Here is an 18278-nt window from a genome sequence, read left to right on the forward strand (position 1 = left end):
CAATAAAACTGTTTTCATATGATTTTCTTTAAAAGGGGTGACGCTCGATGAATGTGACTGTTCGAAAATCTGATACAGATCTGCTTTCCGCTGACTTGTACCGGTTATTGGAATCGATCAGCACCAAAAGAAAAATCCGACAAAATACTTATCTTTTTCAAGAAGGTATGGATGCAGAAGAGCTGTATCTCATTCAGTCAGGGCTCGTCCAAATTGGCAAATTGACGTCCGACGGAAAAGAACTGACACTAAGAATGTGCAAAAAGAATGATATTGTAGGAGAGCTGACGCTTTTCACTGATGAAGCAAAATATATGCTGAGCGCAAAGATCCTCTCAGACGGCGAAGTAATGGTCATTAAAAAAGATAAACTCGAAAAAGAACTGATTCAAAACGGTGCGATGACTTTTGAATTTATGAAATGGATGAGTACTCATTTGCGCAAGATTCAATCGAAAATCCGCGATCTCCTGCTCAATGGGAAAAAAGGCGCGCTGTATTCAACGCTGATCCGCCTCGCGAACAGCTACGGCATTACGAGGAGTGACGGCATTCTCATTAACATCGTGCTGACAAACCAGGATTTGGCGAAATTTTGCGCGGCTGCAAGAGAAAGCATCAACCGGATGCTGAGTGACCTGCGGAAAAGCGGCGTCATCTCGATTGAAGAATCCGGAAAAATCGTCATCCACAAGCTGAACTACTTAAAACGCGAAATTGACTGCGAAAACTGCCCGATTGAAATATGCAACATCGACTAAAAGGGAAAACAGGGCCCCGGCTTGGAAACGGCCCGGTTGACTGCTTCCTTTGCGGCAAACGGAAACAAGGACAAGAACCGTCCTTGTTTTTATTTATGTGTTCAGCAAAAAGGCGCCTATCGCGAACATAAAAAAACAGGCATTCAGCAACTCAAGGATGCCGATTTTCTTAACTGTAAGCTTTTTGCCGTATAAATACCATGCCCTCAAGCTGCTCGGAATAAAAGCAATAACCGCCCAGCCCGCTCCAAAAGCCAAAGATAAAAAAGGCAGTGCAGCATGATAGCCCCATGAATAATATTGAAACCGCTTGTTTTTCTTCTCGCGGATCATCGATTTTACGTAAAAGGCGCTACCGACAAAAAACAAAATCGACTGGAAGAAAACGAACCATGCGCAGCCGTCGAGATGTTCCGCCCCTGCCCAATATCCGAGAAGCCCCCCGGATGCAAAAACGATGATCGCTGCGACATCATTCAGGAGCGCCCTGTCATTGTTTCCTTTCGCATAGTAAAGGTTGACGAGAAAAAGCGGAAACAGAGACAATCCGACCCAGGCAAGCTCAGGAAGCGTCCATACTGCGGCCAGCAGGAAAAGCAAGGCCGGTATGCTGTAGACAGCCGCCCATTTTTGATAGAAAGCGGTCTTTTTCTTTTTCACCATCATCGTGACGGGAAAAGCGGCAAGGTACAGAAACAGCCAGCCGGCAAACAGCGGGATATGCCGCATATGCATTCCCCCGCCGATCACTCCGAGGAGAAAAGGAATCACAAGCATTGCCCAGGCGCCATGCTGTTTTGGTATCAACATTTTCATAAAAAGTCCTCCCTTCCTTCTCTTCCATTATAAAAACTTTATGCCTGCCAGAGAGTGACATTTTTCATACAAGTGTGAATTATATCACTGCCTTTTTCTGGATGCCGCTCTATACTGTAGCTACCTACATAGAAGGAGGACAATCAATGGACCGGTTTGACCACTTGTTATTTCTGAAAAATCTTCCTATGTTTCTGGGAGTTCCTCTTCCCATCATTAAAAGGCTTCTGAAAAACGGAAGAGTGATCGATATCGGATCGTCCCGTCCTTGCCGATCGTTTCTGCATTCTCAATCCGTCTATTTTGTTTTGAAAGGTGAAGTTTATTTTGCGGACAAAAGGCTTCCCGAGGAATCACGCATCATCGCCGAGTGGGAAAAAGGCGATGTATTTCCCATTGATCAAAAGGGAGAACCTTTTTTGTCTCCGTTTATTTCTGTTAAAACTGCCGCTGACACCGCTGTGCTTGAAATTCCTTTTACGATATTCAAAAAAATGATGACGTACAATCACCAACTGCAAATGAACTTTCTCAAACTTCTCCAGCAAAATTTATACTTTTCCTATCAATTATTTTTGCGCTACCTCCGTTCCGCCCCGGAAGATGCCGATTGAGAAGGGCTTCTCCCCTTCTCTCCCCTTTTAGATGTGATCTACTTAACATTTCTGCTTCTCTTTTTCCGATACGATGGACTCGAATGTGAAGGAAAGGACAGATGACAGATGATACAGTGCAATTTTCATGAGGCTCCGTTTATCGTAATTTGGGAGCTGACAAGAGCCTGTGAGCTGAAATGCCTCCATTGCCGGGCTTCGGCGCAACACTATCGCGACCCGAGGGAGCTCTCGCTTGAAGAAGGAAAAGCGTTAATCGATGAAATCTACTTGATGAACAATCCTATTTTAGTGCTGACCGGCGGTGATCCGCTCATGCGGGAGGACGTCTTTGACATCATTCAATACGCCGTCCAAAAAGGCGTCCGCATTTCCATGACGCCGAGCGCGACGCCAAATGTGACGAAGGAAGCCATCAAAACCGCCAAAGATATCGGCTTATCCCGCTGGGCGTTCAGCTTAGACGGACCCAACCGCAAGATCCATGATCATTTTAGAGGAACAGACGGTTCTTTTGATTTAACGATGAAAGCGATTCGATACATTCATGAATTCAATCTTCCGCTGCAGATCAATACCGTCATTTCAACGTATAACATCGATTATTTGGAGGAAATGGCAAAGCTGATTGAACAACTGAATTGTGTGCTGTGGAGCGTGTTTTTCCTCGTTCCGACCGGACGTGCCCATCGGGATGACATGATTTCAGCCGTACAACATGAAAAAGTGTTTCTTTGGCTCAGCCGTTTGGCAAAGGAAGCACCGTTTGATATTAAAACAACGGCAGCCCAGCCCTACAGACGGGTTGTCATCCAGCAAAAAATGCGGGAGGCCAAAGACCCCGATCTTCAGATCCGCTATGAGGATGCGCTTGAAAAAGGCAAAATTGACGCGATCGGCGGATTAGGGCGTGCGCCTAAAGGCGTCAATGACGGAAACGGCTTTTTGTTTATCTCCCATATAGGCGATGTATATCCAAGCGGCCTATTGCCCGTAAAAGCCGGAAACGTCCGAAAACAGCCGCTGTCAGAGATTTACCGGGAGTCGCCCGTTTTCAAAGAGTTGCGAAACCCCGACGGATATAAAGGCAAATGCGGAATCTGCGAATTCCGGCATGTCTGCGGCGGATCACGTTCACGCGCCTATGCATTGACCGGCGATTATTTGGAAAGCGACCCGAGCTGCATCTATATTCCGAAGGCATTGCGCTAGAAAATGTGACCTGGATCACAAAGACTTTGGTGCACTTGTATTATCGTTATATATGAGAATGATCATCAATTTCAAAGGATGTGATTCCTGCTGAACAAGACATTGAATTTAAACGCTTCGGTCTACGACCTTTGCACATTGCATCCTGAGCTGAAAAACTTGATGAAAGACATCGGTTTTGATCACATCTCAAAGCCTGGAATGCTTGAAACTGCCGGCCGCATCATGACGATCCCAAAGGGTGCCCGGCTGAAACAAATCGACTTGGCGCACGTCTTGGATGCATTAAGGGAACACGGTTTTGAACCTGTTTTTGGAGAGGAGACGAACAATGAGCGAAATCATTAACAACAGAGAAATTCAGCAAGACTTATCAAATGAAAGAATGCAGCAGCTGAAAGACATCATCATCGCCCTTCATAAAGGAACACCCTATGATGAAGTAAAAAAACGATTTCAGCAAGCTTTCGGCTCGGTCGATCCGGAGGAGATCGCCCATCTGGAACAGGCGTTAATGAAAGAAGAAGGCATCACGCCTGAAGAGATCCAAAAGCTGTGTTCCGTTCATGCGGACGTTTTTAAAGGATCGATCGAACACATTCATAAGCCGGAGGCTGACAAGATGCCGGGCCACCCGGTTCATACATTTATAAAGGAAAACAAAGAAATCGACCTCCTGCTGAATTTTAAAATCCAGCTTCATTTGGAACGATTCGAAAAAGAAGACAGCGGAGAAAACATTTTGAAGCTGATCAGCGATTTAAATCTGCTGGCCGACGTTGACAAGCATTACAGCAGAAAGGAAAATCTGCTCTTCCCCTACCTTGAAAGGTACGGCATCACAGGCCCAAGCAAAGTGATGTGGGCGATTGATGACTTCATCCGCAAAAGCATTAAAGAGACGAAAGCGCTATTGGAAAACTACACGTCTGACAAAAAAGACGACATCATCCGCGAGCTCGGCTTTATCATAAAGGAAGGCACAGAGATGATCTATAAGGAAGAGAACATTCTGCTGCCGATGGCGCTTCGGACATTGACTGAAGACGAATGGCTGAAAATAGCGGCCGAAAGCGGCGACATCGGCTACTGTCTGACAGAGCCTGAAGCCGAGTGGAAACCTGAACGCCATCAGCTCAATACAGCAAATGAAAAAGCCGGTGACGGATACGTCCGCCTCCCCACCGGCATCTTATCCGTTAAACAGCTTGAACAAATGCTGAACCATCTCCCCGTTGATTTGACGTTTATCGACGAACATGATGTTGTCCGTTATTTTTCCCACGGCAAAGAACGGATTTTCGCCAGGACAAAAGCCGTGATCGGCCGAACCGTGCAAAACTGCCATCCGCCGGCAAGCGTCCACATCGTCAACAAACTTCTCGACGATTTTAAATCGGGCAAAAAAGATGCAGAAGATTTTTGGATCAAATTCAAAGACAAATACGTTTACATCCGCTACTTTGCCGTCCGTGACGAAAACGGCAAGTACGTCGGCACACTGGAATTCACCCAAAACATCGCCCCGATTCAAGACATTTCAGGGGAAAAAAGAATATTAAGCTCTGAAGAGTAAGATCGGTCCGCTTTCTATATTAAAAGAAAGCGGGCTTTTTTTCGGGTTCCCTCCTCCCCTCTTCCTTTCTCTTATTTTTTGTGACAACTTTGTGAAATGCATCAACCTTGTGACAAAGTTAACAAGGTGCCGTTCTCCCTCCGTATATAGTGGAAGTAGCACCACTGACTCAAGAGGAGTGAAACCGCAATGAAGAAAAAGAAAACGAGCCCAATTCTCAGGAGATTAAACTTTTTCTCTCCGATCGAGCATCATTCCAATAAACACAGCCAGACTTCTTATGAAGACCGGGACTGGGAAGATGTATACAGAAGAAGATGGCAGCACGACAAAGTAGTACGTTCGACCCACGGGGTCAATTGTACAGGGTCGTGCAGCTGGAATATTTACGTAAAAAACGGGATCGTCACCTGGGAGGGCCAGCGCCTTGACTATCCTTCAACAGGTCCTGATATGCCTGACTTTGAACCGCGCGGCTGTCCGCGGGGAGCCAGCTTTTCCTGGTACATTTACAGCCCGCTCCGCGTGAAATACCCGTATGTCAGAGGCGTGCTTATCAACATGTGGCGGGAAGCTCTAAGCAAGCACAACAATCCTTTAGACGCATGGAAATCGATCGTCGAAAATCCCGAAAAAGCAAAAGCCTATAAACAGGCGCGGGGAAAAGGCGGATTTGTCCGGGCTGAATGGGGCGAAGTGCTCAAATTGATCTCGGCTTCCCTCCTTTATACCGTCATGAAATACGGACCTGACCGCAATGTCGGCTTCTCGCCGATTCCAGCTATGTCTATGCTCAGCCATGCAGCCGGCTCCCGTTTTATGTCGCTGATCGGCGGTCCGATGCTCAGTTTCTATGACTGGTATGCCGACCTCCCTCCCGCCTCCCCGCAAATTTGGGGAGATCAGACGGATGTGCCGGAAAGCAGCGATTGGTACAATTCCGGCTACATTATGACTTGGGGGTCAAATGTCCCGCTTACGAGAACCCCTGATGCACACTTTTTGGCCGAAGCCCGATACAAAGGTGCGAAGGTGATTTCCATCAGCCCCGATTATGCGGAATCGACAAAGTTTGCCGACGACTGGCTGAGCGTTAGACAAGGAACCGACGGAGCGCTTGCAATGGCAATGGGACACGTCATCCTGCAGGAGTTTTACGTCAACAATGAGACGAAGCGCTTTATTGACTATGCGAAACAATATACGGATTTTCCGTTTTTGGTGACGTTGAAAAAAGAAGGCGGACAATTTACGGCTAGCCGTTTTCTCCATGCGAAAGACATTGGCCGCATAACTGAACATGACGAGTGGAAACCGGCCGTCTGGGATGAAGAAACAGACGATTTCGCCATACCTCAAGGAACGATGGGCTCACGCTGGGACGGCAAAGGAAAATGGAATTTGCGCATGATTGATGAAGATACGGAAAAGCAGATTTCTCCGCGGCTTTCCATGCTCGGAAAAGAAGATATGATCGGCACGGTCAAAATTCCTTATTTCTCCCATGATGGGAACCGAGTGCTTGAAAGACCCCTTCCGATCAAAAAAATGAATGTGAACGGCGAGGAAGTCTTTGTCTCCACCGTGTTTGACCTGACGCTCGCAAACTACGGCGTCAACCGCGGGATCGGCGGGCAGGCTGCCGAATCGTTTGATGATCCAGAACCGTTCACACCGGCCTGGCAGGAACAGATCACAGGCGTCGATCGCAGCCAGGTGGTCAAAATCGCAAGAGAATTCGCGCAAAACGCCATCGATACAGACGGCCGCTCAATGATTATCGTCGGCGCCGGTATTAACCACTGGTTCAACTCTGACACCATTTACAGAGCGGTATTGAATCTCGTGCTCCTTGTGGGCGCGCAAGGCGTCAACGGCGGCGGATGGGCCCACTATGTCGGCCAGGAAAAGCTCCGCCCGGCCGAAGGATGGCAGACGATTGCCATGGCAAAAGACTGGGGCGGCCCTGCAAAGCTGCAAAACGGCACTTCATTCTTCTATTTTGCCACTGACCAGTGGCGCTACGAAGATGAGCCGGTCACAGGCCTCGCCTCTCCGATCGTCGAATCGTCACGCTATAAGCACCATGCCGATTATAACGTGCTGGCGGCAAGGCTCGGATGGCTCCCGTCGTATCCGACATTCGAAAAAAACGGCATTGATTTATACGAGGAAGCGGCGCAATCAGGCGCCGAAAACGCTAAAGAAGTCGGAGCCTATATCGCCAAACAGCTTGAGGATAAAAAGCTCAAATTTGCGATTGAAGACCCTGACAATGAAAAGAATTTTCCGAGAAACCTTTTCGTTTGGAGAGCGAACTTAATTTCAAGCTCCGGCAAAGGCCACGAGTATTTTCTGAAGCATTTGCTCGGCACGACGAACGGGTTAATGAATGAGGATCATGACAGCATCCGGCCGGATGAAATCACCTGGCGGGACGAAGCGCCTGAAGGCAAGCTCGACCTGTTGATCAATCTCGACTTCAGAATGGCCGGCACCGCCCTGTACTCTGACATCGTGCTGCCTGCGGCCACATGGTATGAAAAGCACGATCTCAGCAGCACGGATATGCATCCGTTCATTCATCCGTTTAATCCGGCGATTTCGGCTCCTTGGGAAGCAAAATCCGACTGGGATATCTTTAAAGCATTGGCCAAAGCGGTCTCCGAATTAGCCGAGGAAGTCGACATGAAGCCGGTGAAAGAAGCAGTCGCTTCTCCCCTCCTTCACGACACTCCTCAGGAAATGGCTCAGCCATTGGGGAAAATCAAAGACTGGAGCAAAGGGGAATGCGCGGCTGTTCCAGGAAAAACGATGCCGCAAATTCATGTCGTCGAACGCGATTACAAACAGATATTCAATAAAATGACGGCGCTCGGGCCAAATGTCGTCAAACAGCCTTTCGGTACAAAAGGAATGAACTGGTCGGTCGAAGAGGAATACAACTCCCTGAAAAAAATACTCGGAGTAGTAACCGAAGACACCGTGGCAAAAGGCTGTCCGATTATCAATGATGCGAAACAGGCCGCTGAAGCCGTTTTGACCCTTTCGTCTACTTCAAACGGAAAGGTAGCGGTAAAAGCGTGGGAATCGCTTGAAAAAATTACGAATCTCGAATTGAAAGATTTAGCTGAGGAGCGGGAAGAAGAACATTTTACTTTTGAGCAAATAACGGCTCAGCCGAAAACCGTTATCACCTCCCCTGCTTTCAGCGGGTCTGAAAAAGGCGGACGCCGCTATTCTCCATTTACGACAAATGTTGAAAAGCTGATCCCGTGGAGAACAGTGACCGGCAGACAGTCTTTTTATCTCGATCACGAAATGATTACAGAATTCGGCGAAAACATGGCGACGTTTAAACCGATCCTCATCCATCGCCCGTTCTTGAACAAGCGCCCGGCGCAAGAAGGCAAAGAAATCGTTTTGAACTATTTAACGCCGCACAATAAATGGTCGGTTCACAGCATGTATTTTGACTCCCTGCCGATGCTCACCCTTTTCAGGGGCGGTCCGACGGTTTGGATGAATAAGGACGATGCAGCTGAAACCGATATTCAAGATAACGATTGGATCGAATGCTTCAACAGAAACGGAGTCGTCGTCGCCCGCGCTGTCGTCTCGCACCGCATCCCGAAAGGAATGGCGTTTATGCACCATGCCCAGGACAGACATATCAACGTACCTGGTACAAAGCTGACGAACAACCGCGGCGGCACCCATAACAGCCCGACCCGCATCCACGTCAAACCGACGCAAATGATCGGCGGCTACGGACAGCTCAGCTACGGCTTCAACTACTACGGGCCAACAGGAAACCAGCGCGACCTCAATGTCGTGATCAGAAAATTGAAGGAGGTCGATTGGCTTGAAGATTAAAGCGCAAATCGGAATGGTCATGAACCTGGATAAATGCATCGGCTGCCACACATGCAGCGTTACGTGCAAAAACACATGGACAAACCGTTCCGGTGCAGAATATATGTATTTCAACAATGTCGAAACAAAGCCGGGCATCGGCTACCCGAAACAATGGGAGAATCAAGATAAATATAAAGGCGGCTGGGAGCTTAAAAAAGGAAAGCTCCAGCTGAAATCGGGCGCAAAAGCAACAAGGCTGATGAATTTATTTTACAACCCGTATCAGCCGACGATCGACGATTACTATGAGCCTTGGAACTATGATTATGAAACGCTGACAAACAGTCCGGAGAAAAAGCATCAGCCTGTCGCAAGGCCGAAGTCTTCCATTACGGGAGACTTCATGAACCTCGAATGGGGCCCGAACTGGGAAGATGACCTCGCCGGCGGACATATCACAGGACTTGAAGACCCGAATGTTCAAAACATGGAACAATCGATTAAAACTGAATTTGAAGATGTCTTTATGATGTATCTTCCGAGAATCTGCGAACACTGCATCAATCCGGCATGCGTCTCTTCCTGCCCTTCAGGCGCGATGTACAAACGCGAAGAAGACGGGATCGTCCTCGTCGATCAGAATGCATGCCGTTCATGGAGACATTGTGTATCATCATGTCCTTATAAAAAAGTGTATTTTAATTGGCAGACGAACAAGGCGGAAAAATGCACACTATGCTTCCCCCGCTTAGAAGCCGGACTGCCGACGATCTGTTCCGAGACTTGTGTCGGCAGAATCCGCTACCTCGGCGTTATGCTCTATGACGCCGACAAAGTCCAGGAAGCCGCATCAGCCGAAAATGAAAAAGACTTGTATCATTCACAGCTGGACGTTTTCCTTGATCCGAATGATCCCGCTGTCGCAGAAGAAGCGAAAGCCCAAGGCATTCCGGCGGAATGGATTGAAGCAGCACAAAAATCGCCGATCTACAAAATGATTATCGATTGGAAGATCGCGCTGCCTTTGCATCCGGAATACCGGACATTGCCAATGGTATGGTACATTCCGCCGCTCAGCCCGATCATGAACATGTTTGAAGGAAAAGGAACGGCCCAATCGGCGGAAGATATTTTCCCTGCGATCGATCAAATGAGAATTCCGATTGAATACTTGGCGAATTTGCTGACGGCCGGAGATACGTCCCATATCAGAACTACATTAAAGAAAATGTCGGTCATGCGCATGTACATGAGGTCAACCCAGACAAATAAACCGATGAATTCTGACCTGATTGCATCTACCGGCTTGACAGAACAGCAGATTGAAGAAATGTACCGTCTGCTAGCGATCGCGAAGTACGACGACCGCTTCGTCATTCCGACCTCACATCGCGAAGAAGTGGCAGACCTATATATGGAACAAGGAAGCTGCGGATTGTCATTTGCCGGAGGCCCCGGCTCCTGCCAAAACATATAAAACGGGAGTGAAGCAAAAATGGATGCAACAGATAAACAGGCCGTTTTCGCCGCCCTCTCCTATCTTCTCTCTTATCCTGATGAAGAATGGAGACTGGAACGCTCTGATTGGCAAAGCCTCATCAGCGACATTCAGCCTGAGCACCTGCGGGAGCGGCTGCTCGCATTTTTAAAAGAAGCGGAAGCTTATTCTCCGGAGGAATTGATTGAAACGTATGTATACACATTTGATTTCGGCAAAAAAACGAACCTTTATGTCACCTATTTCAACTCCGGTGAACAGCGTGAGCGCGGAATCGAGCTATTGCAGCTGAAAGATCTGTATCAGCAATCCGGGTTTCAGCCGACGGACAAGGAACTTCCGGACTACCTCCCGCTCATGCTTGAATTTGCTGCCGTTGCCGAGCTTCATAAGGCCAAGGACGTCTTTCAAAAATATGTATCAAACCTGGAAGAGCTGAAATTGCAGCTTCTCGAAAACGAGAGCATCTATGCTCCGCTTTTGGACGGTTTATTGATCGCATTGGCGGAAATCGGCGTTGAAAGGACTGTAGAGTCATGATCGAACAAATACTTTGGGTCATTCTCCCCTACATCGTTCTGACGATTTTTATCGGGGGGCATATATACCGCTATCAACATGACCAGTTTGGCTGGACAGCCAAATCGAGCGAAATGCTCGAAAAGAAAAAACTGGCGGTAGGAAGCAGTTTGTTTCATTGGGGAATCTTTTTTGTCATCGGCGGACACGTGATGGGGATTTTAATACCGGAAAGCCTTTACGAGGCGATCGGCGTATCAGAGCATATGTACCATAAAATCGCCATCGGCTTTGGCCTGCCTGCCGGCATTGCCGCACTGTCGGGACTCATCATTCTTGCTTACCGGAGAACGGCTGATAAACGGATCCGGAAAACGAGCTCTGCCGGCGACCTGATCACCCTTGTCACTTTATTGTTTATGATGGCGACGGGACTTGCGTCAACGTTTTTAAACATCGATTCAAAAGGCTTTGACTACCGTACAACGATCGGACCTTGGTTCCGGAGTATCTTCTTGTTCAAACCGGATGCCTCGCTCATGGAAAGCGTGCCGCTCTGGTTTAAAATTCACATCGTCGTGGGCTACGCCGTTTTCATCGTCTGGCCGTTCACCCGGCTTGTCCACGTGTTCAGCATGCCGCTCAAATATTTGACAAGAAGCTATGTCGTCTATCGAAAACGCGCCCCGCGCAAAAGCATTTGACATTCTCCCTAAAGCCGTTTCGGCTTTAGGGATTTTTTTCTCTTCTTAAAATCCTTGATAGGCAAGCTCCCATTTTCCGGTCGCATCATATGATAAAAAAACAAACAGAAAGGAGCGTTTTTGATTGTACCCATATTATGATTTCGATATATATGATCCGTACCGCCAGCAATTTCCTCCAGGCCCGCCTCCGGGTGCGGGAGGACAGACTCAGCAGCAGTTTTTGCCCCCTCCCCCAAGCCAGTTTCCCCCGGAAACCGGGGTCTCTGCTTTCGCCGTTGATCCCGGCGGAATTAGAAGATGCTTGTTCCGTTATACAGTCATCCGCTTAAGAAACGGAAGCCGCTTCTGGTTCTACCCTGTTTTTGTCGGCCGCCGCTCCATCGCGGGATACAGGTGGAGGCCGCGTCAATTCCGCTGGGTCTATTTCGGCATCGATTTGAATGAAATCACTTCATTCAGCTGTCAATTTTAAAAAGAAAAAAGGCGCCATTTGCAGTGGCGCCTTTTCTGCATTGAATAGACTAAAAATATAAAATACGGGTAAATACAAAACAATAACTTGTCAATAAATTTAACTAAAATGTCACAAAAAAATCATCTTTTCTTATATAATTAAATATGCTAAGATTATGAGAATAAAAGGGGGGATGGGATCTGATGAAAAAGTCGTTGTTTCTGCAATTGTCTATGTTTTTCCTAGTCATTGCAAGCCTTCATTCGTTCTCAATGCCCCACCTGCCTGCAAGTCATCATGCACAAAAAGCGGCTGTTACAGGCGATGAGCTTCACGAACTGACAGTCGGCAAACATGGTGAAGAAAAGGCTAAATCGTTATGGAATTCGCCCGGATTAAAAGAAGCATTCTTGCTGCTCTTGATCTTGGCTGCGGTTTCCGTCCGGGTTTACATCATAAACCGGCTGAAAGAACATCTGAAGGCATTTATGCTCGCTGTTTTCTATCACTCTTCTTATTTCGGCAATGCACATGTTTCAAAACCATAACCGCATTTGAAAAAACAGGAGGTTTTAAACATGTTATTTATCATAAGAATGGTGATTATCGGTCTCTTTTCATTGACAGCTTTAAACTTGTTTGTATTTCAAGGAATTGAATTTATGCATGCGATTACCGATCTGTTTAATCGCCAGGACAGCTGAATAAAAAAAGCGCCCTTAAAAAGTTAGACAATAATATAAAGCAGTTTGATTGGCATGAGTCCGATATTGTACCGGACTCATGCCTTTTCATTTGATCTTATTTCACAGGATGTTCAAACGCTCGCACGCTTTAATCGTTCCGTAAAGCCCGTTCTCTTAGTTCTCCATGTTTCCCGAAAAAATGGCTCGTGCCAGAGCATTCATTGCTTCTCCTTTGTTAAAACAACGCTGAATACAGCGGCGCATCGATGCGCTTGAGAATGTAAGTCCAGGATAAAGATCGTCTTTTCTATTCGTCCCATCTCTTTAAGTGCCGTGGCAACCTTGTTCAAGACTTTTCGTTTGCCGGAATTTTCTCAAATGTTATCAACGGTTCAGGGAGACTTTGTTGAGTGAAACTGCAATGCACTTGGTATTTTCGTAGATAATGAAACCGACTTTATCTAAATAGTCAGCCTTGATAGGTTTTCAGCTTCTTCTATATCAATGTGTATAGTCTTAATGACAATTGGCTGTACCCCTATTAAAAAGTTGAACTTTTTTCAAAAAATCGCAACTTTTATGTAAAATATCACATTTTTCTTACAAACGTCGCGGTTTTATTTCACATCGACAAATATAAGATATAATATTTCTGTACCATATAATACTAATTACATATAGAAAGAAGATGATGTTCATATGAGTAAAGTATCCGGAAAAATTGCCTTTGTTACCGGCGGCGGCCAAGGAATTGGTGAAGCAATCTGCAAACGCTTAGCAGAAGATGGATTCGCTGTTGCAGTTGCTGATTACAATGAAGAAACTGCAAAAAAAGTTGCCGAGGAAATTAACCAATCTAATGGTAAAGCAATTGCAGTTAAAGTAAATGTGGCTGATCGTGATGATGTTTTTAAAGCTGTCGATGAAACAGTAAAAAGTCTTGGCGGACTTGATGTGGTGATAAATAATGCAGGGCTTGGACCAACCACCCCTATCGAAAGCATTACTTATGAAGATTATCGGAAAGTCTATGATGTTAATGTCGGCGGTACTTATTGGGGAATACAAGCAGCTGTAAAAGTCTTCAAAGAACTTGGACACGGCGGAAAAATAATCAATGCTTCTTCTCAAGCCGGTCAAGTCGGCAACCCGGGCTTAGCAGTTTACGGCGGAACAAAGTTCGCTGTTCGCGGTATTACCCAAACTGCAGCAAAAGACCTGGCTGAATTAGGCATTACTGTAAACGCCTTTTGTCCGGGCATTGTTAAAACGCCTATGATGATGGACATTGCACAGCAAACCGCTGATGAAGCAGGCAAGCCATTTGAATGGGGACTGGAGCAATTCTCTAAAAATATTGCATTAAAACGCCTATCCGAGCCGGAAGATGTAGCAGCATGCGTTTCCTACCTTGCAGGACCAGATTCAGATTATATGACTGGTCAAGCTCTTATCATTGATGGCGGAATGGTATTTAATTAAGTTTCAAATGATTCAAAGATCACAGTTTGTTTCACATCTTGAACATATAAGCTGAACGAATTTCTTTCAAATATGGAGGGGGAAATTTTCCGCCTCCATATCATGTTCACGGTTTGTATAGTACTTTACTTTTGTTCAAAATGCACTGGTGCGAAGATTTCCCCTGCGATAAAGCGGTGCCCAAGATAGCTCCTTTCCATTCAACCCCAAAGCTCATAGGTTTATTTGCGCGCTTTTTCCGTTAATTTGTCTATTTTCTTCATTTTTTTCAATTTCCTCTAAACTGCGACCTCGAGTTTCAGAGACGCGTGTCCGGATAAATACAACTCCAAGTAAACAAATCACACCGAAGATTGCAAACACAGCTTCTTGAGACATCGAAGCGGTCATTATAGGAAATAGCAATCCAACCAAGAAAGAACCAATCCAGTTAAATGATGAAGCTAACCCAGACGCACGCCCGCGAATTGCCAGCGGGAAAATTTCTCCAACGATGACCCAAGTTAATGGAGCCCACGTGAATGAATAAAGTGCTACATAGATGCTTAAAAAGACAACCATCATCATCGGATCTGCATTAGGAATTAATATATTCAGTATTGCCGGCAAAATAAAGGACAGCCCCATAATTGTTCCGCCCACTGTTAATAAAGTACGGCGATTAAATTTATCAGCAATCATTAAGAATATTAATGAACCTAGTACGAGAATTACTCCTTGAATAATCGGCCACATCAACGCTGAACTAGCCGCATTCCCTGTTGCTTTTTCTACAATCAAAGGAATGTAATAAAAAATTGCGTTTGCACCCTGGAATTGTTGAAAAGCAGCAACACCTACACCGGCAATTAATAAAAAACGATATTTATTGCTTAAGAGTGTAGCCCATGATGCTTTTTGATTTGCCATTGTTTCCTCTCTGGCAGTTTCTTGAATTTGTGTTATTTCAGAATCAATCTCTTCTTTGTTAGCGCGAATATAGCTCAACACCTTGCGAGCTTCATCAAGTTTATTGTTCTTTATTAAAAAACGTGGTGATTCGGGTAACTTTAACATTCCAACATATAAGATCAAAGCAGGTACGGCAGCCAAACCAAGCATCAACCGCCATGCCATTGTTTCCGGCAAATCTTTTAACAGAAAATCAACAATGTAAGAAAGCAACATTCCAGAACAAATCATTGTTTGATTAATTCCTGACAGCCGTCCAAGTAAACGTGCAGGCGCCATTTCCGACATATAGGCTGGGACCAATGCAGAAGCAGCACCAACGGTCAAGCCCAATAAAACCCGGGAAACAATCAAAAATAGTATCCCATTATGAGGTGCTATTCCTGACAAAATGGATCCAACAACAAAAATGATAGCGGAAATTAAAATCATTTTGCGCCGTCCCAAACGATCAGAAAGTTGTCCGGCAAGGGCGCCTCCAAAAATAGCTCCTAACATTACCGAAGAGGTAATCCAGCCAATAACCCCAGCGTTGTCTTGAAGGTTCCAATCATGCTGCAGAAAAGGCAAAGCACCCGTCATAACGCCGATATCATAACCGAAAAGAATGCCGGCAAAAGCCCCAAAAAAATAAATGAAGCCACTTGAGATTTTCTTTTCATTAACCATTAAAGTTCCCTCCTCAAGGTTGACATTATATTGTGTAAAAATCCCGCAGCTAAAAATATTGATGACTTTTTAAAAAATAATAAAAGTGTTTTCAAACTGCAGATACATGCTTGGATATTACTTGTTGGGATTTCTCTTTAAATCTCATAGTTTTATTCGGATATTATTAAACGCTTTCAATTTTTCCTGAACGTCACGATAACGCTTACAAAACCATGAATATGTTGATATTTGATATACTAATTTTTCACCTCCAAGGAAGCAGAACCTCCTCAGAGGTTAAAGGCATTACTTAATCACTACATATTCCAGGTCAACCAGCTTTGCATAAGTGATCATTTGGTCTGTTGTTACATTCAATGAAACCACTGTATGGTGACCGCCGCCATTCTCAAGCCATGCTTTCACTCCATCTTGGAAGTTAGGCTTCACTTCCCAAAGCACCCGTGCCACCGGAAGGTTTGGTGCTGGAACAGTTGGTTCAAATGCAGAAACTTCGTTAATCAACAGTTTGTAATGCGTACCAAAGTCTGCCATTGAAACAACAACACCATCTCCTGCTTTTCCGTCGAACACTAAGCGCGCCGGGTCTTCACGATCACCAATACCTAATGGAGATACGATAATTTTTGGTTTGTTGCTTGCTAAAGATGGGTCAACTTCAAGCATATGTGATTGAAGGATTGATTCTTGACCAGCACCTAATTCATATGTGTAATCTTCCATAAAGCCAGTTGATTGGTTACGGCTCATCACTTTGAGTAAGCGATCGAGCGCTGCAGTTTTCCAATCCCCTTCACCAGCAAAGCCATATCCTTGCGCCATCAAACGTTGGACGGCAAGACCTGGAAGCTGTTTCATCCCATATAAATCTTCAAAGTTAGTTGTAAAGGCATTGTAACCGCCATCATCCAGGAAACGTTTAATCGCAATTTCATAACTTGCTTGTACTTTTACGCTGTTCTCCCAATCTTCCTGACTGTAAGTGCCATAATCAAATTCATAAAGGTCTGCGTATTCTGAAAACAAATCATTAATTTCTTCATCAGTAACCGCATTCACGTATTGAACAAGATCACCAATACCAAAGTAATCAACTGTCCAGCCAAATTGAATTTGCGCTTCAACCTTATCCCCTTCGGTAACAGCAACGTTACGCATGTTGTCGCCAAATCGAGCGACCTTGATGTTGAAGCTTTCGTTATAAGCAACCGCTACGTCCATCCATTCTGCAATTTGCTGTTGCACTTCAGGGCGCTCCCAGTAACCTACGACAACTTTATTTTGTTTTTTCAAACGGGCATTGATAAAACCATATTCACGGTCACCGTGAGCAGATTGGTTTAGGTTCATAAAGTCCATGTCAATCGTTGTCCATGGAATACTTTCATTAAATTGGGTCGCTAAATGAAGTAATGGTTTTTGCAATAATTTCGTTCCGCGAATCCACATTTTTGCAGGTGAGAAAGTATGCATCCAAGTGATGACACCGGCTACTTCGTCACGATAGTTTACTTCTTTCATGATGCTTGTAATTTTATCTGCACTTACAGCTAAATCCTGCAGTACAAGCGGATATGGTAAAACAGCGCTTTCATTTAATGCATCGGTCATGGCTTGTGCGTGTGCTCTGACTTCTGCCAACGTTTTTTCCCCATAAAGATGTTGTGAACCTACGACAAACCAAAATTCTTTTTTCCCTGTTGTTAACATAATAACCCTCTTTTCTTAAATTAATGGGATAATTAATAGTTTGACAGAATTGATATTACTTTTGACCATAATAAGCATTTTTACCGTGTTTTCGTAAATAATGTTTATCTAAAATACGTTGTGGTAATTCTTTTGCAAAAAGATTTAATTCTCGTGTAAATAAATTCATTTTCGCAACTTCGTCCAACACCACACTATTCAATACTGCTGATTTTACATCTTTGCCCCAAGTAAATGGACCATGACCATGAAGCAAGACACCAGGAACAGCTAAAATATCTAACCCACGCTCTTCAAATGTTTCGATAATTACATGACCTGTTTCTGCTTCATAACCACGATCAATCTCCTCTTGTGTCAAGTAACGGGCACATGGTACGGAACCATAGAATGTGTCTGCATGAGTTGTCCCCATCGCTGGAACATCAAGGCCTGCTTGTGCCCAGATTGTCGCCCAAGTTGAATGGGTGTGTACAATTCCTCCAATTTCGGGGTAATGCTTATAAAGTACTGCATGAGTCGCTGTATCTGATGAAGGCCTTAACTCTCCTTCAACAACATTGCCGTCTAGATCAACAACCACCATATCATTAGCTTTCATCGTTTCATAATCAACACCGCTGGGTTTGATAACGAATAAACCCGTTTCACGGTCAATGGCACTTGCATTTCCCCATGTGTATTTCACGAGTCCATATTTAGGCAAGTCCAAATTTGCTTGAAATACTTCTTCTTTCAGTTGTTCTAACACGTCAATCCCTC

General features: G+C 45.2%; 17 protein-coding genes and 1 pseudogene. 13 read left to right on the forward strand and 5 right to left on the reverse strand.

What is annotated here, in order from left to right; genetic code table 11:
* Nucleotides 1-47: 47 nt before the first annotated feature.
* Nucleotides 48-761 (forward strand): Crp/Fnr family transcriptional regulator, encoded by a 714-nt coding sequence (locus NSQ39_RS09585; RefSeq protein ID WP_046131393.1) that lies wholly within the window; start codon nt 48-50, stop codon nt 759-761.
* A gap of 93 nt (nt 762-854) precedes the next feature.
* On the opposite strand, the gene NSQ39_RS09590 is transcribed toward NSQ39_RS09585, so the two are convergent.
* Nucleotides 855-1577 (reverse strand): YwiC-like family protein, encoded by a 723-nt coding sequence (locus NSQ39_RS09590; protein WP_046131392.1) that lies wholly within the window; start codon nt 1575-1577, stop codon nt 855-857.
* A 146-nt stretch (nt 1578-1723) separates the two neighbouring features.
* On the opposite strand from NSQ39_RS09590, the gene NSQ39_RS09595 reads away from it, so the two are divergent.
* From NSQ39_RS09595 to NSQ39_RS09645, 11 genes are all read left to right on the forward strand, one after another.
* Complete coding sequence (locus NSQ39_RS09595) at nt 1724-2191, forward strand: Crp/Fnr family transcriptional regulator (protein ID WP_175075152.1); 468 nt, start codon at nt 1724-1726, stop codon at nt 2189-2191.
* Between the two features lie 108 nt (nt 2192-2299).
* On the forward strand, nt 2300-3403 hold the full coding sequence (locus NSQ39_RS09600) for a TIGR04053 family radical SAM/SPASM domain-containing protein (protein WP_046131390.1): 1104 nt from the start codon (nt 2300-2302) through the stop codon (nt 3401-3403).
* Nucleotides 3404-3505: 102 nt separating this feature from the next.
* Complete coding sequence (locus NSQ39_RS09605) at nt 3506-3751, forward strand: DUF1858 domain-containing protein (RefSeq protein WP_373687980.1); 246 nt, start codon at nt 3506-3508, stop codon at nt 3749-3751.
* Nucleotides 3735-4979 (forward strand): DUF438 domain-containing protein, encoded by a 1245-nt coding sequence (locus NSQ39_RS09610; protein ID WP_175075153.1) that lies wholly within the window; start codon nt 3735-3737, stop codon nt 4977-4979. Before NSQ39_RS09605 ends, NSQ39_RS09610 begins: the two co-directional genes overlap by 17 nt.
* A 189-nt stretch (nt 4980-5168) precedes the next feature.
* A complete protein-coding gene (locus NSQ39_RS09615) occupies nt 5169-8855 on the forward strand; it encodes a nitrate reductase subunit alpha (protein ID WP_175075154.1) in 3687 nt (1228 codons plus the stop codon).
* Nucleotides 8845-10314: a nitrate reductase subunit beta gene (narH, locus tag NSQ39_RS09620; protein ID WP_046131386.1), complete on the forward strand. Its 1470-nt coding sequence runs from the start codon at nt 8845-8847 to the stop codon at nt 10312-10314. Before NSQ39_RS09615 ends, narH begins: the two co-directional genes overlap by 11 nt.
* A gap of 18 nt (nt 10315-10332) precedes the next feature.
* The gene (narJ, locus tag NSQ39_RS09625) at nt 10333-10875 is read left to right on the forward strand and encodes a nitrate reductase molybdenum cofactor assembly chaperone (protein WP_175075155.1); all 543 of its coding nucleotides are present in this window, start codon (nt 10333-10335) and stop codon (nt 10873-10875) included.
* Nucleotides 10872-11558: a respiratory nitrate reductase subunit gamma gene (gene narI / locus NSQ39_RS09630; protein ID WP_175075156.1), complete on the forward strand. Its 687-nt coding sequence runs from the start codon at nt 10872-10874 to the stop codon at nt 11556-11558. The genes narJ and narI overlap by 4 nt, the downstream gene beginning before the upstream one ends.
* Nucleotides 11559-11682: 124 nt before the next feature.
* Nucleotides 11683-12033 carry a transporter gene (locus NSQ39_RS09635; RefSeq protein WP_175075157.1) on the forward strand — a complete coding sequence of 117 codons (351 nt, stop codon included), beginning with the start codon at nt 11683-11685 and terminating at the stop codon, nt 12031-12033.
* 185 nt (nt 12034-12218) lie between these two features.
* Complete coding sequence (locus NSQ39_RS09640; RefSeq protein ID WP_175075158.1) at nt 12219-12563, forward strand: hypothetical protein; 345 nt, start codon at nt 12219-12221, stop codon at nt 12561-12563.
* Nucleotides 12564-12593: 30 nt separating this feature from the next.
* Nucleotides 12594-12719, forward strand: a complete 126-nt coding sequence (locus NSQ39_RS09645; RefSeq protein ID WP_256860391.1) for a hypothetical protein — start codon at nt 12594-12596, stop codon at nt 12717-12719.
* A gap of 136 nt (nt 12720-12855) precedes the next feature.
* On the opposite strand, the pseudogene NSQ39_RS09650 reads toward NSQ39_RS09645, so the two are convergent.
* Nucleotides 12856-13048, reverse strand: a pseudogene (locus NSQ39_RS09650) (Tn3 family transposase); the annotation flags it as partial.
* Nucleotides 13049-13400: 352 nt separating this feature from the next.
* On the opposite strand from NSQ39_RS09650, the gene NSQ39_RS09655 reads away from it, so the two are divergent.
* Nucleotides 13401-14183 (forward strand): (S)-acetoin forming diacetyl reductase, encoded by a 783-nt coding sequence (locus NSQ39_RS09655; RefSeq protein ID WP_175075159.1) that lies wholly within the window; start codon nt 13401-13403, stop codon nt 14181-14183.
* 213 nt (nt 14184-14396) lie between these two features.
* On the opposite strand, the gene NSQ39_RS09660 is transcribed toward NSQ39_RS09655, so the two are convergent.
* The 3 genes from NSQ39_RS09660 to NSQ39_RS09670 form a co-directional block, all read right to left on the reverse strand.
* Nucleotides 14397-15803 carry a sugar porter family MFS transporter gene (locus NSQ39_RS09660; RefSeq protein WP_175075160.1) on the reverse strand — a complete coding sequence of 469 codons (1407 nt, stop codon included), beginning with the start codon at nt 15801-15803 and terminating at the stop codon, nt 14397-14399.
* A gap of 288 nt (nt 15804-16091) precedes the next feature.
* Nucleotides 16092-17516, reverse strand: coding sequence for an L-arabinose isomerase (gene araA / locus NSQ39_RS09665; RefSeq protein WP_175075161.1), 1425 nt, complete (start codon nt 17514-17516; stop codon nt 16092-16094).
* Between the two features lie 55 nt (nt 17517-17571).
* Nucleotides 17572-18267 carry an L-ribulose-5-phosphate 4-epimerase gene (locus NSQ39_RS09670; protein ID WP_175075162.1) on the reverse strand — a complete coding sequence of 232 codons (696 nt, stop codon included), beginning with the start codon at nt 18265-18267 and terminating at the stop codon, nt 17572-17574.
* Between the last annotated feature and the right edge of the window lie 11 nt (nt 18268-18278).

Origin of the sequence: Bacillus sp. FSL W8-0848, from assembly GCF_038007805.1 — a bacterium.
In the GTDB taxonomy this organism is placed as follows: Bacteria; Bacillota; Bacilli; order Bacillales; family Bacillaceae; genus Bacillus; species Bacillus glycinifermentans.

Excerpts from the sequence above, each read along its gene's own strand:
- narJ (WP_175075155.1), top strand. The coding sequence starts at position 10,333 with ATGGATGCAACAGATAAACAGGCCGTTTTCGCCGCCCTCTCCTATCTT.
- NSQ39_RS09645 (WP_256860391.1), top strand. The coding sequence starts at position 12,594 with ATGTTATTTATCATAAGAATGGTGATTATCGGTCTCTTTTCATTGACA.
- NSQ39_RS09590 (WP_046131392.1), bottom strand. The coding sequence starts at position 1,577 with ATGAAAATGTTGATACCAAAACAGCATGGCGCCTGGGCAATGCTTGTG.
- NSQ39_RS09615 (WP_175075154.1), top strand. The coding sequence starts at position 5,169 with ATGAAGAAAAAGAAAACGAGCCCAATTCTCAGGAGATTAAACTTTTTC.
- NSQ39_RS09610 (WP_175075153.1), top strand. The coding sequence starts at position 3,735 with ATGAGCGAAATCATTAACAACAGAGAAATTCAGCAAGACTTATCAAAT.
- NSQ39_RS09640 (WP_175075158.1), top strand. The coding sequence starts at position 12,219 with ATGAAAAAGTCGTTGTTTCTGCAATTGTCTATGTTTTTCCTAGTCATT.
- NSQ39_RS09660 (WP_175075160.1), bottom strand. The coding sequence starts at position 15,803 with ATGGTTAATGAAAAGAAAATCTCAAGTGGCTTCATTTATTTTTTTGGG.
- NSQ39_RS09655 (WP_175075159.1), top strand. The coding sequence starts at position 13,401 with ATGAGTAAAGTATCCGGAAAAATTGCCTTTGTTACCGGCGGCGGCCAA.
- NSQ39_RS09585 (WP_046131393.1), top strand. The coding sequence starts at position 48 with ATGAATGTGACTGTTCGAAAATCTGATACAGATCTGCTTTCCGCTGAC.
- NSQ39_RS09595 (WP_175075152.1), top strand. The coding sequence starts at position 1,724 with ATGGACCGGTTTGACCACTTGTTATTTCTGAAAAATCTTCCTATGTTT.
- NSQ39_RS09600 (WP_046131390.1), top strand. The coding sequence starts at position 2,300 with ATGATACAGTGCAATTTTCATGAGGCTCCGTTTATCGTAATTTGGGAG.
- narI (WP_175075156.1), top strand. The coding sequence starts at position 10,872 with ATGATCGAACAAATACTTTGGGTCATTCTCCCCTACATCGTTCTGACG.
- araA (WP_175075161.1), bottom strand. The coding sequence starts at position 17,516 with ATGTTAACAACAGGGAAAAAAGAATTTTGGTTTGTCGTAGGTTCACAA.